General features: G+C 58.2%; 17 protein-coding genes and 1 pseudogene. 8 read left to right on the top strand and 10 right to left on the bottom strand.

Going from position 1 to position 20,534, the window contains the following annotated elements; all coding sequences use genetic code 11:
• Positions 1–225: 225 nt before the first annotated feature.
• Positions 226–939: a UTRA domain-containing protein gene (locus ACIOWE_RS26835; RefSeq protein ID WP_103307243.1), complete on the bottom strand. Its 714-nt coding sequence runs from the start codon at positions 937–939 to the stop codon at positions 226–228.
• Between the two features lie 351 nt (positions 940–1,290).
• Between ACIOWE_RS26835 and ACIOWE_RS26830 the strand changes: the two genes are divergently transcribed.
• The 6 genes from ACIOWE_RS26830 to ACIOWE_RS26805 all read left to right on the top strand — a co-directional run bounded on the left by ACIOWE_RS26830 (position 1,291) and on the right by ACIOWE_RS26805 (position 6,648).
• Positions 1,291–2,358, top strand: a complete 1,068-nt coding sequence (locus ACIOWE_RS26830; RefSeq protein ID WP_401397771.1) for an ABC transporter substrate-binding protein — start codon at positions 1,291–1,293, stop codon at positions 2,356–2,358.
• A gap of 180 nt (positions 2,359–2,538) precedes the next feature.
• Positions 2,539–3,345 (top strand): alkaline phosphatase family protein, encoded by an 807-nt coding sequence (locus ACIOWE_RS26825; RefSeq protein WP_401397768.1) that lies wholly within the window; start codon positions 2,539–2,541, stop codon positions 3,343–3,345.
• Between the two features lie 5 nt (positions 3,346–3,350).
• The gene (locus ACIOWE_RS26820) at positions 3,351–4,187 is read left to right on the top strand and encodes an ABC transporter permease subunit (RefSeq protein ID WP_201239420.1); all 837 of its coding nucleotides are present in this window, start codon (positions 3,351–3,353) and stop codon (positions 4,185–4,187) included.
• Positions 4,174–4,974: an ABC transporter permease gene (locus ACIOWE_RS26815; protein WP_401397765.1), complete on the top strand. Its 801-nt coding sequence runs from the start codon at positions 4,174–4,176 to the stop codon at positions 4,972–4,974. The genes ACIOWE_RS26820 and ACIOWE_RS26815 overlap by 14 nt, the downstream gene beginning before the upstream one ends.
• Positions 4,971–5,960 carry an ABC transporter ATP-binding protein gene (locus ACIOWE_RS26810; protein WP_401397762.1) on the top strand — a complete coding sequence of 330 codons (990 nt, stop codon included), beginning with the start codon at positions 4,971–4,973 and terminating at the stop codon, positions 5,958–5,960. The genes ACIOWE_RS26815 and ACIOWE_RS26810 overlap by 4 nt, the downstream gene beginning before the upstream one ends.
• A gap of 34 nt (positions 5,961–5,994) precedes the next feature.
• Complete coding sequence (locus tag ACIOWE_RS26805) at positions 5,995–6,648, top strand: HAD family hydrolase (RefSeq protein ID WP_401397759.1); 654 nt, start codon at positions 5,995–5,997, stop codon at positions 6,646–6,648.
• A 170-nt stretch (positions 6,649–6,818) separates the two neighbouring features.
• Here ACIOWE_RS26805 and ACIOWE_RS26800 read toward each other — a convergent pair whose 3' ends face one another.
• Positions 6,819–7,781, bottom strand: coding sequence for a zinc-binding dehydrogenase (locus ACIOWE_RS26800; protein ID WP_401397756.1), 963 nt, complete (start codon positions 7,779–7,781; stop codon positions 6,819–6,821).
• A 138-nt stretch (positions 7,782–7,919) separates the two neighbouring features.
• On the opposite strand from ACIOWE_RS26800, the pseudogene ACIOWE_RS26795 reads away from it, so the two are divergent.
• Positions 7,920–10,004, top strand: a pseudogene (locus ACIOWE_RS26795) (carboxy terminal-processing peptidase).
• A 134-nt stretch (positions 10,005–10,138) separates the two neighbouring features.
• Positions 10,139–11,929, top strand: coding sequence for a bifunctional diguanylate cyclase/phosphodiesterase (locus tag ACIOWE_RS26790; protein ID WP_401397753.1), 1,791 nt, complete (start codon positions 10,139–10,141; stop codon positions 11,927–11,929).
• A 126-nt stretch (positions 11,930–12,055) separates the two neighbouring features.
• Here ACIOWE_RS26790 and ACIOWE_RS26785 read toward each other — a convergent pair whose 3' ends face one another.
• The 8 genes from ACIOWE_RS26785 to ACIOWE_RS26750 form a co-directional block, all read right to left on the bottom strand.
• Positions 12,056–12,541 (bottom strand): hypothetical protein, encoded by a 486-nt coding sequence (locus ACIOWE_RS26785; RefSeq protein WP_401397750.1) that lies wholly within the window; start codon positions 12,539–12,541, stop codon positions 12,056–12,058.
• 80 nt (positions 12,542–12,621) lie between these two features.
• Positions 12,622–13,032 (bottom strand): hypothetical protein, encoded by a 411-nt coding sequence (locus ACIOWE_RS26780; RefSeq protein WP_401397747.1) that lies wholly within the window; start codon positions 13,030–13,032, stop codon positions 12,622–12,624.
• 10 nt (positions 13,033–13,042) lie between these two features.
• On the bottom strand, positions 13,043–17,803 hold the full coding sequence (locus ACIOWE_RS26775) for an RHS repeat-associated core domain-containing protein (RefSeq protein WP_401397744.1): 4,761 nt from the start codon (positions 17,801–17,803) through the stop codon (positions 13,043–13,045).
• Between the two features lie 237 nt (positions 17,804–18,040).
• Complete coding sequence (locus tag ACIOWE_RS26770) at positions 18,041–18,448, bottom strand: sel1 repeat family protein (protein WP_401397741.1); 408 nt, start codon at positions 18,446–18,448, stop codon at positions 18,041–18,043.
• Entirely contained in the window at positions 18,449–18,820 is a 372-nt protein-coding gene (locus ACIOWE_RS26765; RefSeq protein WP_003223109.1) for a hypothetical protein, read from the bottom strand. It lies immediately after the preceding gene.
• Positions 18,817–19,158, bottom strand: a complete 342-nt coding sequence (locus tag ACIOWE_RS26760; RefSeq protein WP_401397738.1) for a helix-turn-helix transcriptional regulator — start codon at positions 19,156–19,158, stop codon at positions 18,817–18,819. Before ACIOWE_RS26760 ends, ACIOWE_RS26765 begins: the two co-directional genes overlap by 4 nt.
• Positions 19,159–19,271: 113 nt before the next feature.
• A complete protein-coding gene (locus ACIOWE_RS26755) occupies positions 19,272–19,727 on the bottom strand; it encodes a YkvA family protein (protein ID WP_401397736.1) in 456 nt (151 codons plus the stop codon).
• Positions 19,728–20,021: 294 nt separating this feature from the next.
• On the bottom strand, positions 20,022–20,534 hold a 513-nt coding region (locus ACIOWE_RS26750; protein WP_401397733.1), incomplete at its 5' end, for an FKBP-type peptidyl-prolyl cis-trans isomerase.

Genomic DNA, 20,534 nt, shown 5'->3' with positions numbered 1-20,534 from the left:
GACCGTTTGGCGCAGCCAAATGCATCGAGAGGAGGTGCAGCGAAGCAAACCGTAGGCGATGCGCCCGGATCAATCCCGCAGCGAAGGAACCCGAGCCCCAGCGAGGGCCGTACGTCAGGGTAAAGCCTTTTGGGTTACCTTTTCGGCGTTTGGAAAAGGTGACCCGCCGTCAGGGCGGAACCCCAAGCAGCCGCTACCACAGCAACGGATATTCACCCAAAACGATCAAACAACATCAACCCCCACATGAATCGCATCATGCCGCCAAAACTCCAGATCACAATCAATCAACCGCTCATGCTGATCGTAATTAACCCGAGCAATCCGCAACCCCGGACTCCCCACAGAAACCCGCAAAGCCGCCGCCGCATCCACAGAAAGTGACGTAGGCACAATCTCAAACCGCACCCGCCCATAGTGCAAATCGTAATGCCGCGCATACAACTCGGTAATCGACTGATTCAAATCAAAATCCAGAATCCCCGGAAAAAACTGCGGATTCAGATAATGCTCAACATAAAGCACCAACCGCCCATCAATCCGCCGCGACCGACAGATCTGAATCACACTCGACAACGCCGGCAACTGCAGCCACGCACACACCGCCGCCGACGCGGGTTGCAGTCGCGCCGAAATCACCTCGGTCGAAGGCACCCGCCCCTGCGCACTGACCATCGCGTGAAAGTGACTGCGCTGCATCAGGTTGTACGCCAGACGCGGCGGCGAAACGAACCAGCCCCGCCGCTCCTCACGATAAATCTGCCCCTGCGCCTCCAGTTGCAACAACGCCTCGCGCACAGTAATCCGCGTCGTGCCGAACAACTCACTAAGCTTGCGCTCGGCCGGCAACTTACTGCCCGGCGCCAATAGCCCGTGGTCAAGTTGCTCCTGCAACACCTGGCCAATCGCTGTCACCGCTTTTGTTGCCTCATCGCGCATCAACGTTACCTATCTGGACTAGACCAGCACTGTTTCGGGGCAAAACCGCACGGCGATCGCGCCGCTTTCGAGAGTTGCAAGCCTAGGCAGTGCAGATGACCGAGAGATGACAATCCTGCTGAACGGTCGCCTAAATGACTTGCAATACATCGGCCAAGTCCCTTGCCAGCCGGGGCTTTGAGCATGGTCTACGCTTAGCGGGCAGCGGTCGAAACCGGGCAAATAAAAGGCTCGCCAGACGACCACCGACATCAAAGTGTCATCCAGCCCCCTTAAATTGGCTCAGGTATTGCTGACCTAGACCAACACAAACCGCAATCGCAGCGTTGAATACGACCAAGGAGCTTCGGAATGAAACAGCTTTTCCTGGCAACACTGTTAGGCTCGACCATTGCAATGTGCACCGCCGCGATGGCGGCCGACACCGATCTGAAAACCCTCGAAGCCGCTGCGAAAGCGGAAGGCGCCGTCAACAGCGTCGGCATGCCCGATGACTGGGCCAACTGGAAAGGCACCTGGGAAGACCTGGCCAAGACCTACGGCCTGAAACACATCGACACCGACATGAGCTCGGCTCAGGAAATCGCCAAGTTCGCTGCCGAGAAAGACAACGCCAGCGCCGACATCGGCGACGTCGGTGCAGCCTTCGGCCCGATCGCGGTCAAGCAAGGCGTGGTGCAACCGTACAAGCCAAGCACCTGGGAACAGATCCCGGCCTGGGCCAAGGACAAGGACGGCAACTGGGCACTGGCCTACACCGGCACCATCGCCTTCATCGTCAACAAAAAACTGCTGCACGGTTCCGATGTGCCGACCAAATGGGCTGACCTCAAGGGCGGCAAATACAAGGTCTCCATCGGTGACGTGAGCACCGCCGCGCAAGCCGCTAACGGCGTACTCGCCGCTGCACTGGCCAACGGTGGCGACGAGAAAAACCTCCAGCCGGCTCTGCTGCTGTTTGCCGACATCGCCAAGCAAGGTCGCCTGTCGATGGCCAACCCGACCATCGCCACCATGGAAAAAGGCGAGATCGAAGTCGGTGTGGTCTGGGACTTCAACGGCCTGAGCTACAAGGCCAAGATGGCCAACCCGGATGACTACGTGGTGCTGATCCCGTCTGACGGTTCGGTGATTTCCGGCTACACCACGATCATCAACAAGTACGCGAAAAACCCTAACGCCGCCAAGCTGACTCGCGAATACATCTTCAGCGACGCCGGCCAGACCAACCTCGCCCGCGGTAACGCGCGCCCTATCCGCGCCGAGCACCTGCAACTGCCGGAAGACGTCAAAGCCAAGCTGCTGCCTAACGAGCAGTACAAAAAGGTCACGCCGATCAAAGACGCCGATGCGTGGGAAAAAACCTCCAAGGCCCTGCCGCAGAAGTGGAACGAAGAAGTCATCGTCGAGATGAAATAAAGCGGCTGATCACCACTTTGTGATCTGAAACAAATCCCCATGTAGGAGTGAGCCTACTCGCGATAGCGGTCGAACATTCAACAACAGTGTTGACTGATCCACCGCTATCGCGAGCAGGCTCACTCCTACAGAGGATCCAGGTTGAATCTTGAATTTCTGTTTCGCGGAGTTTTTGCCCCTATGAAGCACAACGTCATCCTTGTCGTGCTCGACGGCCTCAATTTCGAAGTCGCGCGTCACGCCATGGGGCATCTGCAGGCTTACGTTGGCGCAGGACGCGCCGCGCTCTACCAGTTGGAGTGCGAGTTGCCGGCCCTGTCCCGACCACTTTACGAATGCATCCTCACCGGCGTGCCACCGATTGACAGCGGTATCGTCCACAACAACGTTTCTCGCCTGTCCAACCAGCGCAGCATTTATCACTATGCTCGCGACGCCGGGCTGAAAACCGCCGCTGCCGCTTATCACTGGGTCAGCGAGTTGTATAACCGCTCGCCGTTCGTGGCTGCCCGCGACCGTCACACCGACGATCCGACACTGCCGATCCAGCACGGCCATTTCTACTGGCAAGATCACTACCCGGATTCACACCTGTTCGCCGACGCCGAAAACCTGCGCCTGCGCCACGCGCCGAACTTCCTGCTGATTCACCCGATGAACATCGACGACGCCGGCCACAAGCACGGCCTCGACACCGCGCAATACCGCAACAGCGCGCGTTTCGCCGACATCTACCTCGCCGACTATGTGCAGGGCTGGCTCGACGCCGGTTATCAAGTGCTGGTGACCGCCGACCACGGCATGAACAACGACCGCTCGCACAACGGCCTGCTGCCGGAAGAACGCCAGGTGCCGCTGTTCGTCCTCGGTGACGCCTTCAGCCTCGACGCAAACGCCGCACCGAAACAGACGGAAATCTGCGGCACGGTCTGCGAACTGCTCGGCGTGCCTCACGACAAACCTGTGTGCCGGGAGTTGCTCAAGTGAATGCCATGACTCGCGGCAAATGGCTGGCGGCCCTGTGCCTGGTGCCCTTCGCGCTATTCTTTATCGTCTTCGAAATTGCCCCGCTGGTCTGGGTGATGATCAATAGCCTGCAATCGGAAGAGTTCGGCTGGGGCATCGAAAATTTCACCAAAATCTTCAGTTCGAAGTTCTATCTGCAAGCGATCCAGTACAGCCTCGAGATCAGTTTCTGGTCGAGTGTATTCGGCATCATCATCGCCGTACTCGGCGCCTATTCGCTACGCCGGGTCGACTCGAAACTGCGCAATTTCGTCAACGCCTTCGCCAACATGACCAGCAACTTTGCCGGCGTGCCACTGGCCTTCGCGTTCATCATCCTGCTCGGGTTCAACGGCAGCTTCACCATTATGCTCAAGCAGGCCGGGATCATTCAGGACTTCAACCTGTATTCGAAAACCGGCCTGATCATTCTCTACACCTACTTCCAGATTCCACTCGGCGTGTTGCTGCTCTACCCGGCCTTCGACGCTTTGCGTGAAGACTGGCGCGAGTCCGCTGCGCTGCTCGGCGCCAATGGCTGGCAGTTCTGGCGGCACATCGGTTTGCCGGTATTGACCCCGGCGTTGCTCGGCACCTTCGTGATTCTGCTGGCCAACGCCCTCGGCGCCTACGCCACGGTGTACGCGCTGACCACCGGCAACTTCAACGTGCTGCCGATCCGTATTGCGGCGATGGTCTCCGGGGATATTTCCCTCGATCCGAATTTGGCCAGCGCCCTGGCCGTGGTACTGGTGGCGCTGATGACCATCGTCACGGTCGTGCATCAACTGCTGTTGAAGAGGAGCTACCATGTCTCGCGCTGAATCCGGCCCGGCCGGTGTCTACCACCGCGTCGTGGTCTACATGCTGTTCGCCATCCTCTTGCTGCCACTGGCGGGCACGCTGGTCTATTCGATCGCCAGCAGTTGGTCGGCGACCATTCTGCCGAGCGGCTTCACCTTCAAGTGGTACATCCAGTTGTGGAGCGACCCGCGCTTCCTCCACGCCTTTGGCCAGTCGCTGCTCGTCTGCGTCGGCGCGCTGGTGCTGTCGGTGGTGCTGATCCTGCCGCTGCTGTTCGTGGTGCATTACCACTTCCCGAAACTCGATGCGCTGATGAACATCCTGATCCTGCTGCCCTTCGCGGTGCCGCCGGTAGTGTCTTCGGTGGGCCTGTTGCAACTGTACGGTTCCGGGCCGATGGCGATGGTCGGTACGCCGTGGATTCTGATCGGTTGCTACTTCACCGTGGCACTGCCGTTCATGTACCGGGCGATCACCAACAACCTGCAAGCGATCAACCTGCGCGACCTGATGGACGCCGCGCAACTGCTCGGCGCCAGCACCTTTCAAGCGGCGTTTCTGGTAGTGCTGCCCAACCTGCGCAAAGGCCTGATGGTCGCGTTACTGCTGTCGTTCTCGTTCCTGTTCGGTGAGTTCGTCTTCGCCAACATCCTCGTCGGCACCCGCTACGAAACCCTGCAGGTCTATCTGAACAACATGCGCAACAGCAGCGGCCACTTCACCAGTGCCCTGGTTATTTCGTATTTCTTTTTCGTGCTGGTCCTGACCTGGATCGCCAACATCTTGAACAAGGACAAAAGCGAATGAGTTATGTCAGCGTCCAACACCTGCAAAAGAATTACGCTGGCACCACGGTGTTCAGCGACATCAACTGCGAAATCAACAAGGGCGAGTTCGTCACCCTGCTCGGCCCTTCCGGTTGCGGTAAATCCACGCTGTTGCGCTGTATCGCCGGCCTGACGTCGGTGGATGGCGGCAAGATTCTGCTGGATGGCGTCGATATCGTGCCGTTGAGTCCGCAGAAACGCGGGATCGGCATGGTGTTCCAGAGCTATGCCCTGTTCCCCAACATGACCGTCGAACAGAACGTTGCATTCGGTCTGCGCATGCAAAAGGTCAATGCCGACGACAGCCATAAACGCGTTGCCGAAGTGTTGAAACTGGTAGAACTGAACGACTTCGCCAGCCGCTATCCGCATCAACTCTCTGGCGGCCAGTGCCAGCGTGTCGCCCTCGCCCGCTCGCTGGTCACCCGTCCACGTCTGTTGTTGCTGGATGAGCCACTGTCGGCCCTCGATGCACGAATTCGCAAGCACCTGCGCGAACAGATCCGTCAGATCCAGCGCGAACTTGGCCTGACGACAATCTTCGTCACACACGATCAGGAAGAAGCGCTGACCATGTCTGATCGCATTTTCCTGATGAATCAGGGAAAAATCGTACAAAGCGGCGACGCCGAAACCCTCTATACCGCGCCAGTCGATGTATTCGCGGCCGGATTCATCGGCAACTACAACCTGCTCGATGCCGACAGCGCCTCGAAACTGTTGCAGCGCCCGATCACCCACCGCATCGCCATCCGCCCGGAAGCCATCGAATTGAGCCTGAACGGCGAACTCGACGCACAGATCCGCAGCCACAGCCTGCTCGGCAACGTCATCCGTTATCGCGTCGAAGCGCGTGGCGTGGAACTGGTAGTGGATGTACTTAACCGCTCGGCCGCCGATCTGCACCCCGATGGTCAGCGTCTGGCACTTTCCATCGATCCGACCGCCCTGTGTGAGGTAGCCTGATGACTTTGCTGGTAACGAAGAAGGAACTGCACTGATGGCCTTGGCAATTTTTGATCTGGACGAAACCCTGATCCACGGCGACTGCGCCACCTTGTGGAGTGAGCAGATGGGACGTCTGGGCTGGGTCGATCCCGAATCGTTCATGCGCAAAAACAATGAGCTGATGGATGCTTACAGCCATGGCAAATTGCGCATGGAAGACTACATGGAGTTCAGTCTTGAACCGCTGATCGGCCGCACGCCGGAAGAGGTCGAGCACCTTGTCGGTCCGTGGGTCGAAGACTTCATCGAACCGATCATCTTCAGCGACGCGACCAAAACCATCGCCGCCCACCGCAAGGCCGGCGACCGGATTCTGGTGATCTCGGCTTCGGGCACCCACCTGGTCAAACCGATTGCCGATCGACTGGGCATCGACGAGGTGCTGGGCATCGAACTGGAAGTGGCGCATGGCGTGTACAGCGGCCACACCGTGGGCACCCTGACCTATCGCGAAGGCAAGATTACCCGGTTGCTGGAATGGCTGGATGCTGAAGAGGAAAACCTGGAAGGCGCGAGTTTCTATTCCGACTCACGCAATGATCTGCCGCTGCTGCTGAAAGTGGATTTCCCGCATGTGGTGAATCCGGATCCGGTTCTGCTTGAGCACGCTCAACAGGCCGGCTGGCCAATCCACCTCTGGAAATGACCGACGTCCCAAATGTGGATGCTTAACTGTGGCGAGGGAGCTTGCTCCCGCTCGGCTGCGAAGCAGTCGCAAAACCAGTCAACCGGTTTGATCTGACTCACCGCGTTGAATGAATGGGGCCGCTTCGCGACCCAGCGGGAGCAAGCTCCCTCGCCACAGGATTTGTGCTGTCAGCTCAGGTTTCCATCAATCACCAACACCAGCTTCCCGGATACGGTATTGCTCGCCAACTCGGCAAACGCCGCTTCGGCATCCTTCACCGGAAAAGCCTTGGCTAACTGCGGACTCAAGCGCCCTTCGGCAAACAGCGGCCACACATGCTGGCTCAGGTCACTGAACAGATCCGCCTTGAACTGATCGTCTCGACTGCGCAGCGTCGAACCCAGCAGTTGCACACGCTTGGCCAGTACCTGCGCCAGGTCGAGTTTCGCCTCGCGACCACCCATCAACCCGATCAACACCCAACGCCCGTCCAGCGCCATCAACTTGAGATTGAGCGCCGAATAATTGCCGCCGACCGGATCCAGAATCACATCGAACGGCCCGAAGTCGCGCAGGCTTTCCAGATCATCGGTACGAATCACCCCGCCCTGGGCTCCCAGCGCTTCACAGTAAGCCAAACGCTCGGTCGAGCCGACGCTGACCCAACATGGGTTGCCAAACGCCTTGCACAACTGAATGGCGGCTGAACCGATTCCACTTGCCCCGGCGTGCAAGAGAACTTTCTCACCCGGTTTGAGTGCCGCAAGTTGAAACACATTCAGCCAGACTGTTGCATAAACTTCAGGTAATGCCGCCGCTTCGATCAGCGATACACCTTCGGGCACCGGCAGCACGTGCCGTCCGTCGACAACCACCTCTTCGGCCATGCCGCCCCCGGCCAGCAAGGCGCAGACCCTGTCGCCCACCTGCCACGAACTGCCCGCACCGACCTCGCTGATCACCCCGGAACACTCCAGACCGAGCACTTGGCTGGCGCCGGGCGGGGGCGGATAAAGCCCTGCCTTCTGTAATAAATCGGCGCGATTGAGGCCGGCAGCCGCAACGCGAATGCGCACTTGTCCTACATCACACGTAGGACTCGGCTCTTCAACCCATGCCACTTGACCTTCCACGCCTTGCAATGCCTTCACAGTGCCTCCATAGTGAGTCTGGACTGAGCCCGAAGCTGTAGCGCCGGGCTTTTTGCATTATGCGACCGGCTCTCGTAGAACCGGCGACTTCAAAGACGGCCTAATATGCGTTATCAATTGTCCCCGCGTCGAATCAGCATGAAGCATTTGCTCCCCAGCACCGCCCTCGCTCTTTTCATCGGTATCGGCCTGTTGCCGGTGTCGGGCAGTACATTCGCAGCCAACAGCTGGGACAAGTTGCAGCCTGATCGCGATGAAGTCATCGCCAGCCTGAACGTCGTCGAGTTGCTCAAGCGTCACCACTACAGCAAGCCGCCGCTCGACGATGCGCGCTCGGTGATCATCTACGACAGCTACCTCAAGCTGCTGGATCCGTCGCGCAGCTATTTCATGGCCAGCGACATCGCCGATTTCGACTAGTGGAAGACCCTGTTCGACGACTTCCTCAAAAGCGGCGACCTCAACGCCGGGTTCACCATCTACAAGCGCTATCTGGACCGCGTCAAGGCGCGTCTGGACTTCGCCCTTGCCGAGCTGAACAAAGGCGTCGACAAGATGGACTTCACCACCAAGGAAACCTTGCTGATCGATCGCAAGGACGCCCCTTGGCTCAAATCCACCGCGGAACTCGACGACCTGTGGCGCAAACGCGTCAAGGACGAAGTACTGCGGATGAAGATCGCCGGCAAAGAGCCGAAGCAGATTCAGGAAACCCTGACCAAGCGTTACAAGAACCAGTTGGCGCGTCTGGACCAGACCCGTCCGGAAGACATCTTCCAGGCGTACATCAACACCTTCGCGATGTCCTACGACCCGCACACCAACTATCTGTCGCCGGATAACGCGGAAAACTTCGACATCAACATGAGCCTGTCCCTCGAGGGCATCGGCGCCGTGTTGCAGAGCGACAACGACCAGGTGAAAGTCGTGCGTCTGGTGCCGGCAGGCCCCGCCGACAAGACCAAACAGGTCGCTCCGGCCGACAAGATCATCGGTGTTGCCCAAGGCAACAAAGAGATGGTCGACGTGGTCGGCTGGCGCCTGGACGAAGTGGTCAAACTGATCCGTGGTCCGAAGGGCACCGTCGTGCGCCTGGAAGTGATTCCGGCGAGCAACGCGCCGAACGATCAGACCACCAAGATCGTGCCGATCACCCGTGAAGCGGTGAAGCTCGAAGACCAGGCCGTGAAGAAGTCCATCCTCAACCTGAAACAGGACGGCAAGGACTACAAACTCGGCGTCATCGAGATCCCGGCCTTCTACCTCGACTTCAAGGCTTTCCGTGCCGGTGATCCGGACTACAAGAGCACCACGCGTGACGTCAAGAAACTGCTGACCGAACTGCAGAAAGACAAAGTCGACGGCGTGGTCATCGACCTGCGCAACAACGGCGGCGGTTCTTTGCAGGAAGCCACCGAACTGACCAGCCTGTTCATCGACAAAGGCCCGACCGTACTCGTGCGTAACGCCGATGGCCGCGTCGACGTACTCGAAGATGAAAACCCGGGTGCGTTCTACAAAGGCCCGATGGCGCTGCTGGTCAACCGCTTGTCCGCCTCGGCTTCGGAGATCTTCGCCGGCGCCATGCAGGACTATCACCGCGCGCTGATCATCGGTGGCCAGACCTTCGGCAAAGGCACCGTGCAGACCATTCAGCCGCTGAACCATGGCGAACTGAAGCTGACCCTGGCCAAGTTCTACCGGGTTTCCGGTCAGAGCACCCAGCATCAGGGCGTGCTGCCGGACATCGACTACCCGTCGCTGATCGACACCAAGGAAATCGGCGAGAGCGCCCTGCCGGAAGCCATGCCGTGGGACACCATCCGCGCGGCGATCAAACCGGCAGCCGATCCGTTCAAACCGTACCTGGCACAGCTCAAGTCCGAGCATGACACGCGCACCGCCAAGGATGCCGAGTTCGTGTTCATCCGTGACAAGCTGGCGTTAGCGCAGAAGCTGATGGAAGAAAAAACCGTCAGCCTCAATGAAGCCGATCGCCGTGCCCAGCACGCGGACATCGACGCCAAGCAACTGGTGATGGAGAACATTCGTCGCAAGGCCAAAGGCGAAGAGCCGCTCAAAGAGCTGAAGAAAGAAGACGAGGACGCCCTCGCCGCCGCCGAGCCGGACAAGGTCAAGCCGGAAGACGATGCCTACTTGAGCGAAACCGGGCGCGTGCTGTTGGATTACCTGAAGCTGAGCAATCAGGTAGCGAAGAAGTAAAGTGATGGCAATTTAATGCTGACGATCCCCGGATCGTCATCAAACAGTCATCATTCTGTCGTGCAATAAAGGACTGGGAGCCACTCTCTTCATCGAGAACGCTCCCAGTCCTTTTTTTATCGCCAGAGATTGCCATGACCACGACCGAACAGCTGAGTGCCTTGAGCTCGATCCTGACTCAAAGCGGATTGCACAGCCTGTTCCAGCCGATCATCTGTCTCTCCGAACGGCGCATCCTTGGCTACGAAGCCCTGACTCGCGGCCCTTCCAACAGCCCTCTGCACTCGCCCATCGCGCTGTTCGCCGTGGCGCGTCAGGCCGGGCGCTTGAGTGAACTGGAAATCGCCTGCCGCCAGTCTGCTTGCCGTCGTTTCAATGAACAGCAACTGCCGGGCAAGCTGTTCCTCAACGTCTCGCCGGAGTCCTTGCTTGAGGCCGCGCATCAGCCGGGGCGTACCTTGCAATTGCTGCAGGACTTCGGCATTCCGCCAAGTCAGGTGGTCATCGAACTGACCGAACAAACGCCGATCGACGACTTCCAGTTGCTGCAAACTGCGCTGCATCACTATCGCGCCATGGGCTTTTCGATTGCACTGGATGACCTTGGGGCCGGGTATTCGAGCCTGCGCCTGTGGTCGGAACTGCGTCCGGATTACGTGAAAATCGACCGACATTTCATCGACGGCATTCATCAGGATGCATTGAAGCGAGAGTTCGTTGGATCGATCTTGCAGATCGCCAAGGCCTCGCGGGCGCAAGTCATTGCTGAAGGCATTGAATTGCCCGAAGAGTTGGCGGTGCTGACCGAGATGGGTGTCGATTTGGTCCAGGGCTACTTGCTCGGCCGACCACAGGAACATCCACCCCGGGACGCGCGGGCCTTGATGCCCAAACATGACAGCAGCGCCGTAGCACTGAACGACGAAGGCAGCGACCTCAGCGCCCTGCTCAACGACCAACCGGCCGTGCATCGCGACACGCCGACCGCCACCGTACTGGAAGCCTTCCGCCGCCAGGCGAACCTCAACTCACTGGCCGTCCTCGACGAACAAGGCCAGCCGTGCGGCATCGTTCATCGCCACTCACTGTCGGATGCCCTGCTCAAACCCTTCGCCACCGATCTATTCGCGCGCAAACCGATCAGCCGCCTGATGAACGACGATTTCCTCGCCGTGGAAATGAGCCAGTCGCTGCAACAGGTCAGCCGTCTGATCACCAGCCGCGCCCGCCAACGCATCGAAGAAGACTTCATCATCACCCTCAACGGCGGCTACCTCGGCCTCGGCCGGGTGATCGACGTACTCAAACTGATCACCGAACTGAAAATCCAGCAGGCCCGCTACGCCAACCCACTGACCCTGCTGCCCGGCAACGTGCCCATCCAGCAATGCCTGACGCGATTGTTGCAACAAGGGCGCGAATCGATCATCTGCTACGTCGACATCGACAGCTTCAAACCCTTCAACGACATCTACGGCTACGGCCGTGGCGACGAAGTCCTGCTGTGCCTGGCGCAATGCCTCAACGAGCGGGTAGACCCGTCCCGCGACTTCGTCGGCCACATCGGCGGCGACGACTTCCTCCTCGTCCTCGGCCCCGAAGACTGGCGCAAACGACTCAATCAATTGCTCGACGACTTTCAAAGCCAATGCCGGCGTTTCTACCGCCCTGAGCATCTTGAAGCTGGCTGCTTCATAGCACCGAATCGCCAAGGGGCAAGGCAGGAGTTTCCGCTGCTGTCCCTGTCTATCGGGGTCGTTCATTTACACCCGGAAGCTTGCGCTCAACTCGACGCGAGTCAGTTGGCGGAGATGGCTTCGCAGGCGAAGCATCATGCGAAGAATGTTCCGGGGTATAGCGTGCATTTGCTTGATAGCCTTAAATCCGCAGTAATCCACCAGCCACAGATAATGGGGCAACGCTGATCCTTCAAACGGCAGAAGAACCGTGGGAGTGAGTTGGCCCGCGAACGAGTCAGCCCAATCACCCTATTCCCGACGAATAACCCTATCGCGCCGAAAAAACACTGATCAAAAAATCACGTATCTCCATTATAAAAACAGACTAAGATCAAGCTTTCGCACACACTTACTACGAAATTCGCGAGACTCATCATAAGAATCATTTCGAAAGTAAAACACCTGACGATAGAGCGATCTAATCGCGGAATCGTTAATAACTCTCATTTTATCAACAACAACTAATAACTTATAAATCTTCTTACTCCTATCTATAACACCTGCCAAATAATCCTCTTCAGAGGAGATACCACAGACACCTGGAAAATTAAATGATAAGTCTGACGCACTGGCAATCATCTGAACAAGGGCGCTTGCCAGTCCTCCCGCAAAATAATATCTAGCCAAGCATTTGGAATCTGCTGAAAATAGCAAATACTCATCCCAATCAAAAAAACCCTCTACTGCGTTATCAAAAATCGCAGCATCCCCGTCGTCTCCACTATCATACAGATCAATATCAGCCCCTTGATATGCCCAAGCCAAAACCAGCTCTCGAGTTAACTCTTGACCGACCATATTTTCACCATGCGAATTAATTCATAAAAACAACAAACACACGCTCCAAACTTAAAAAATAGCTGCACTTAACCAACAGTTCACCAAGCAGTCTTATCTTCCTCCGCGGCCTTTATCAGATCGTATCTCCAAGCGATGGTAGAAAGTCGAAATACATCTTCAAAAAAAACTCTCGCGCTACTCATCTCATCCCAACCACTCGGAAACGAAGAATAGGCTTCTGGATCATACTTAAATAATGACTGAAAATCGTATTCCGCCTCACCAAGCGCCGCCTCCAGACTTTTATAAATAAGATATTTGTGGCGATAACTCCGCTTCGTCGGCAGGCAATATCTCAGAATAATTATCTCTCTATCATCAGGATCGTTTGGATTCAGTCTATCCAACTCCTCTCCCAGCGTTTCTTCTCGATCATATATATCTATTCCAGCCAAGAAAAATGACGGTGCAGGTTCGAATGGTAAGCCATCAGCTGCATCTATAAACACTTTATCAATCCTATTTAATCGGAAACAAGGTGAAAGGTTTGCCTGTCACGGGATCGAACTTCATCTCAAATCGATTCAATTCAATTAGACGGGGGTTATCCTTGGATCTTGGATTTGGCACATAACCTTCACCTGCCCCAGGCAAATCCATTCTTACGATGTCCGCTAACTGAGCGTCCTTACCCGTAAATTGCGGTAGTCCTTGCTGTGTTCGCGTTGTAGCAAGGGTGTAAGCTTTAAGCATAATTTCGTAACTACTAAATCTTGAACTTGGATTACCTCTTCCATCACGCGGCGTTCTTCCGGTTATGGGATCTGTACCATCGATTGCTCGTTGCTTCCACCTATCATCTGGTACGTCTGGACCATGTTTCCCAACCATGTGCATGCGCTGACTTCTATTCAACCTGATGATTTCGATCTTTGCCCTCTCTTCAGCGGTTAGCTTAGGCGTTGGAAGGGCTGGCACACCCTCATCAACCTTAGCCCCACCGATCCCACCCGGCACCACACAACCCGGCCTATTCGGCGGCGGGCAGTTCGAACTCAACCCCAACGGATCCACCCACCCCGTCGGATTCGGCACGTACTGGTACTGATTCAACCCACCCGCCAACTTGATCGGATCCGGCGTCAGAAACCGTCCCAACCTCGGGTCGTAATACCGGTGGCGGTTGTAATGCAGCCCGCTTTCCCCATCGAAGTACTGCCCCTGAAAGCGCAGCGGCTGGTCCAGGTATTCCTCGCCGGCCAGGGTGATCGCGGCGACTTTGCCGTAGGCGTCGTATTGCGCTGACCAGACGATTTCGCCGCTGTAGTCGGTGAGTTCCTGCGGGGTGCCGAGGTGGTCGAGTTGGTAATAGAACGGGCAGGCTTTTTTCGGGCCTTTGCCGTCGAGCAGCGCCAGCGGGCGGAAGGTGCCGGGTTCGTAGACGTAGCTGCGGTGGTGGGTTTTGCTGCTTTCGGCGACGAGGTGGTCGCCTTGCCAGAAGAACTCGGTGGTGGCGCCGTCGACGGTTTTGCTGATGCGTCGATTGAAGGCGTCGTATTGGTAGGACGCGGTTTTGCCGTCGGGGCGGGTCAGGCCGATGAGGCGGTGCTGGCAGTCGTAGCGGTATTCGGTGACGAGTTTCTGCGCGGTGCCACGCCGTTCGCGGATCAGATTGCCGAAGGCGTCGTAGTCATAGTGGCGATCGCCCTGCATCAGCAGGCGGTTGCCCTTGATCTGCGTCGGGCCGGGGCGGTCCTGCATCAGCAGGTTGCCGGCGGGGTCGTGGGCGAAGGATTCCGGCAGTTCGTCGCGTGAATGGGTGACGCGGATCAGCCGGTCGAGGGCGTCGTAACCATAGGTGCGCTGGCCGTGGCGGGTGTCGGCGATGTGTTGCAGATTGCCGTTGGCGCTGTAGGCATATTCGCGGCGATACAGTGAAGCATGCTCATGGCCTACGGAATGGGCGAGCAAGCGGCCCTGATCGTCGTAGGCATAATCGCTGAGCAGCAGGCCTTGTTTGCGTTGCTGTTCACGGCCGGACTCATAGCGGTGCGAAGTCAGCGGTGCGCCGTTGAGGTGGATTGCGGTCAGCGCACCACCTTTGGCGTAGTGGTAATCGAGTTTGCTGTTGTCCGGCAGACGCTGGCGCTTGAGCTGGCCGCAGGCGTCGTAGCTGTAGCGCAGGGTGCCCCAGCCCTGATGCTCGGTGATCAGCCGATCCTGCAGGTCGTATTCGAAGGCCAGCGGATGTTTCTGACCGTCATCGACACCGGTCAGTCGGCCGAGGCGGTCGTAGCGGTAGGCAACCTTGTTTCCGTCGGGCAGAGTCTTGATCAGCAGGCGCCCGGCGGCATCGCGCTCGTAAGCGGTGAGCAAAACAGAACCGTCATCACCGAACTCGGTCTTTTCCAGCAGGTGGCCATTGAGGTCATAGGCGTAGGCCGTGCGCCGGCCATCGAAGCCGCTTTCCTGTCGGATCAGTCCGGTCGGCGTGTAGTCCAGTTGGTATTTTTCGCCGGACTCGTTTTCGATCTCGGTGAGCAGCAGCTGCGCATGGTCGTAGCGGTACTGCACCCGCGTGCCGTCGGGGTTGATCTTGCGCGAGACCAGGTGCAGGTCATCGTCATACTCGTAGCGGGTGATGCGGCCGAGTTCGTCGCGTTCGGCGGTGACCTGACCATAAGCGCCGTAGCTATAGGCACGGCTGGCGCCCGTAGGAGACGTCGTCTGGATCAGTCGGCCAACCGCGTCCCAGTGCTGACGGGTAACCGCGCCGTGTTCATCAACCGTGGTGGTCCGTCGCCCCAGCGCATCGTAGGAAAAACGCCGCACACCGCCATCGGGCAGGGTTTCTTCCGTCAGTTGACCGAGCGTGTTCCAGACGAAAACATGCCGACTGGTGTCCGGATAGCGGATCGACAGCAACTGGCCGCGAGTGTCGTAGTGGTAGTGCGTGACCTGGCCATCGGGATCGACCGCTTCAGTGACATCACCCTGAGCATTGCGCCGGTACGTCCACACCGCCTCGCCACGGGAACGGCTGTGCAGGAAACCGTTGCGGTATTCGTAGGACGTCGGCTCATCGTCCGGCGGAAGCAGCGCGATCAGCCGTCCGACGTCGTCGTAGCGGTATTCAGTGACGGCGCCGAGCGGATCCTGCTCGGCGATCAAGCGCCCGGCGGCGTCGTAGGCCTTGAGATGCTCGCCACCGTCGGCTTCGACCTTGCGCACCAGCCGTGCGCGGTCGTCGTGGACGTAGGTTTCTTCGGTACCATCGACGTAATGCACCGCAACGCTGCCGTCGTCATCCCAGACGTAACGCGTGTCCATCTGCGAGAACGAGGCCCAGTGCCGCACGCAGCGCGCCGCTTTGCCAGCGCGTTCCCATTCCCAGAAGAAACTCGCGCCACCGCTCAACTGGCGCTGCAGAATCACGTGCTGATCGTCGTAGTCGTAACGCTCGCTGTCGCCGACGGCGTTACACGCTTCGATCAGGTGCTGATAGGCGTCGTAGCCGTAACTGACGAGGGTTTGCTCGGTGTGCCAAGGCTCAGCAAGATTTTGCGTCGGATCGAAGCGCTGGTAATCCACCGCAACCAGATGAGCCCGGTCGTAGCACAACAACAGCGCCCGCCCCGCACCGTTATCCAGGCGCTGAACACGATCCTGACGATCCCGCGAAATACGCAGACGGTTGTCATAGCCATCACTGATCGCCGTCAGCTTTCCAGCGCGAAAGTGATAAAACCGCGCCGCGTCCCCGGCCAACGTAAGGATCAGTTCCTCCGGCTCATCCCCGAGAAAAATCGCCGCCCGCGACAGGCTGTTGTGAATCGCCGGCCGCTCAACACCCGGCAACGGAAACCGCGTGCGCCGGTTCTCATGGTCAACCCAGACCACAATATCGCCGTCAAACTCCAGCCGATGCGCCAGCGAGTGACTCCAGCCAAACCCCAGCCCGAGATCAATCTCGGCGGCACTGGTGCGATACAACCGGGTGAACTCGAATGGCAGCAAACCATCCAGCACGCCATCGGTCAGGGTCAGCAGCTCTTCGCCGGTGACCATCGACACCGGGCAGCCGTTGGTGCAAGTACCGGGCACACAATCGGCGCTGTCACCGTTGGGGTTTTTCGCCTGATCCGGCGAGTCGTCGTGGTGTTCGTTTTTCTTCAGCAACGCGTTGCGCTTGGCATTCCAGCGCATTTGCATCCGGCCTTTTTTCACACTGGCCGCAATCCCGCGCGCGGCGACGGTCTTGTATTTATCAACGTACTTGATGAAACCGCTGACGATGCCGAACAACGCCTTCACCAACCGCATCACCGCCGACAGCAGTTGAGCCGCGCGATTCGCCAGGCGCAGCGTCAGATAAGCGATGCCTGCGCCACCACTGGCAAACGTCAGAACAACGGCGATCAGCACATCGATCAACAACTGCACGATGACCAGCGACACCGCTTCAGCGGTTTTGCCGACGACTTCACTGGGCGGCAGCATCTCCATCCAGAGACTGGCGGTGCGCAACAACAAGCACAGCGCCGCCTCGTCACTGACCAGCAGTTGCAGCTTCTCCATGAGCTCGGGAGCGTTCGCAGCCAGATCGATCAGATCAGCCGCGCCACTGCCCAGTTGATCCACAAAAGCGCCCGGATCCTTGAGAATGTCCGAGAGCATTCCAATGCTGTCCCACACGCCCTCGATCGCTGCCCAACTGCCGGCCAACATGCCGTTACCGGCCGCCGTGGCCACCGACTGCGACCATTGCGGCTTGAAGCCCTGCCACTCGCTGCGCAACCAATCATCCAGTTCTACGGTCAGGCCATCGTAGGATTCGAAAAGCTCTTCAACCTGTTCCGGGGTGACGCCGCTGTGCACTTGCACCCGGTAGAACTTGCCCTCTTCGCCGCGAAATTCGCCCAGGCCTTGGGCATCGAGGGTCACCGGTACTGTTTTGCCGCCATCCACTGCCACGACATCAACCGTGATGTTGCCCAGCGGGATGTCATAGACGGATTCGAACTTGCTCTCGATCAGCATCAATCCGCCCTTCGGGCACTGGACGACGCGGGAGAAAAATTCGTCGTCGCTGCTGCTGACGGCGGTCGTGTTTTCATCGAAGCGGATCAACCGCTCCATGCCCATCAGCGACGGCAGATCGGCGGCGTGGCTGACGGTGTCAGCGGCGCGGCTGGCCCAATGTTTGAGCTGTTCGCGGTAGAGACTGAGGGTGTCGGGGAAGCTGTCGAGTTCTTGCTCGATGCGGGTGATGGCTTCCATCAACGTACGCTGGCGTACGGAGTGGACTGAATGACCGGGTCGAGCATGAACGTTCCCTCGCGCAAAAATTAGGCGCGGGAACTGTGCGGGGGATCAATCAGGAAAGAAGTCAGGCAAGTAGGCAATGGATGTAGGACTAGTCTGTAAAACTTCAAAAAAACTAAACAGACAGGCATAAACGCAAACGTGGCGTGAGGTCTCCCTCACGCCACGTTTATCGGGCGGACATATTTGAAGTTACTGCGTTGAACCTCCAGCCCCCAGTTCTTTCAATTTGATCTCGGCCAGCGGATGCCCGGCCTTGGCCGCCATATTCCACCAGCGGGCAGCCTCGGCAGGATCCGGCGCTTTGCTCGGTGTGCCCGCCAGGCTGATCACCCCGACCTGATACGCCGCTTTGCCATCACCGGCCAGGGCCGCCAGCCGCAACAGGCGCACGCCTTCTTCTCGCGCCCCCAGCCCGACACCGCGAAAGGTCAGGATGTGTCCGTAGAAGCTTTGTGCGCCGACATCGCCGAGGTTGGCCATGCGTGCGAACTGGCCTTCCAGCCAACGCCAGCCGCGCGGCTGACGAACGAACCACGACCAGTGAAACAGCCGGCGCGCCAACCAGTAGCTGACCTGCGCCTTGAGTCGTAAAAACACTCAGGCCTCCGCCGATTCCGGGTACTCGTATTCGAAGACTCTGACCACTTCGGAAGCATGCCAGGAAGCCGCTGCAACACCATCGGAAGGCCCGGAAAAACGCCCCAGACGTTCAACGCACTCGAAAAAACCAGTGCGCGGCAGGCGACTCGCGCCCTGACTGATCACCAACGAACTGCGCAACGGCTGTTCCGCCTTGGCGTCGAGTGCCGCCAGATGTTCAAGCGCGGCGGTCAGGGTTTGCATCGCCGGTGTCGGCAGTTGCAAACGTTCGAGCAGCGCCCGATAAGTCAGCAGATGGCGCTGCCTGCGTGCCTGATCCAGTTCCCCCAGCAATCCGTCCCAATGTTGTCGACTGATGCGTACGCTCACGATTCTTCCCTCCACCCTGGCACCGTCAGCTCCCATGCCAGGCTGCGGCGAATCGCGGCGTCAGGCAGACGCTCGCCACTTTCAATCATGGCCAGGTAAGACGGGCTGATGCCTACCGTGCGGGCCAGCGCCTCGATGGCGATGCCCTTCCCTTCGCGCAAACTGCGTAGTTGATCCAGACCTGGAAGAATCGGGTCTGGTGATGCCGCGAGCGGCTCTGGAGCCTGTCGCGACGGTGCTTCGTTGATGCCTGCTGCTTTCAGTAGAGCCTGATACTGAGCCCATGGCAAAACCGCGTATTCGGGTTCGCCATCGCGTGCAATTATCTGAATATCCATGACTACCCCGTAGGACAACAACACTTAGCGAGTCGGCACTTTTCCCTAGAAGTGTAATCCTAACAGCGGCTAAGGTCGCGGGGGGTATCTATCTGTAAAAGGGACTACAACAATCAGGGCTTTTTCGGGCCTTGCAGCTGAAGTTGCTCAGGGGTGTCGGGCAGGCGTTCAACGACCGCGAGTTTTTCCGGCTGCTGGCGATTGCGCCAAAGTCGGAAGGCGCTGAGTTCATCGTCGAGGGTTTTCATCAGCCAGGCGAGGACGGCGATGTCATCCAGCATGCCGAATACCGGGATGAAATCCGGAATCGCATCGACCGGACTGAGGAAGTACATCAACCCCGCCACCACCGAAACCAACGCTTTGCCACTGATAGCGCGATACTCGCCGCGCCAGTAGGCCAGGCATAGCGCCTGGAGCAAACGCAGATCATCTTTCAGTTTACCGAGACGATTGCCTTGCGCAGCGCCTTTGCTGGCCACCGCGAACAGCAACGTCGGCAGGCGACCGCGAGCGAGCAGTCGGCCAGCCAAGGGCAGGAATCGAGCGAAATTCCACGGAGCTTTCATCTTTTCCTCCCGTTGAAATGTTATCCACACAAATTGTGGATAACCTTGTGAACAGAGCTGCATTTCAGCGCTGAGAGCCCCGTTTCATAAGGGCTGCGCTCAGATCGGGCGTTTTTTACTCACATAAAAAACCCCAATATTTCATTGACTTGGCGGCTCAGGGCGTCTAGCGCTGGCAACCTCAAAGGCTATGACTCTTCTGACCGGCATCGGTTCGCTCTGTTTACCCTTGCCAGGGTCCAGATGCAACAACGCCCCGCATAAGCGAGGCGTTGTTGGCGAAGCCGTTACCGATTACTTGGCGGCAGCAGCGTCTTCTTTGGCTGGATCCTTGATGGCCAGCAGTTCCAGGTCGAAAACCAGAACCGAGTTGGCCGGGATTGCCGGGCTAGGCGATTGTGCGCCGTAAGCCAGATCGCTAGGGATGTACAGTTTGTACTTCTCGCCAACGTGCATCAGTTGCAGACCTTCAACCCAACCCGGGATCACGCCGCTCACCGGCAGATCGATCGGGCTGCCGCGCTCGACGGAGCTGTCGAATACGGTACCGTTGGTCAGCTTGCCGGTGTAGTGAACAGTCACTACGTCGGTAGGCTTAGGCTGTGGGCCATCGGCTTTCTTGACGACTTCGTACTGCAGGCCGGAAGCGGTGGTAGTCACACCAGCCTTCTTGCCGTTTTCTTCGAGGAATTTCTTGCCGGCAGCGGCCGACTCTTCGCTCATCTTGGCCATGCGCTCTTCGGCACGCTTTTGCAGCGCGGCGAAAGGGTCGAGGCGTTGGTCATCTTGCAGCGTGGGTGGTGTCTT

Origin of the sequence: Pseudomonas sp. NPDC087598 (genome assembly GCF_044743525.1) — a bacterium.
Classification (GTDB): Bacteria; Pseudomonadota; Gammaproteobacteria; order Pseudomonadales; family Pseudomonadaceae; genus Aquipseudomonas.
The sequence above is the reverse complement of the archived record's forward strand: the minus strand, read 5'-3'. Positions and strand labels throughout refer to the sequence as shown.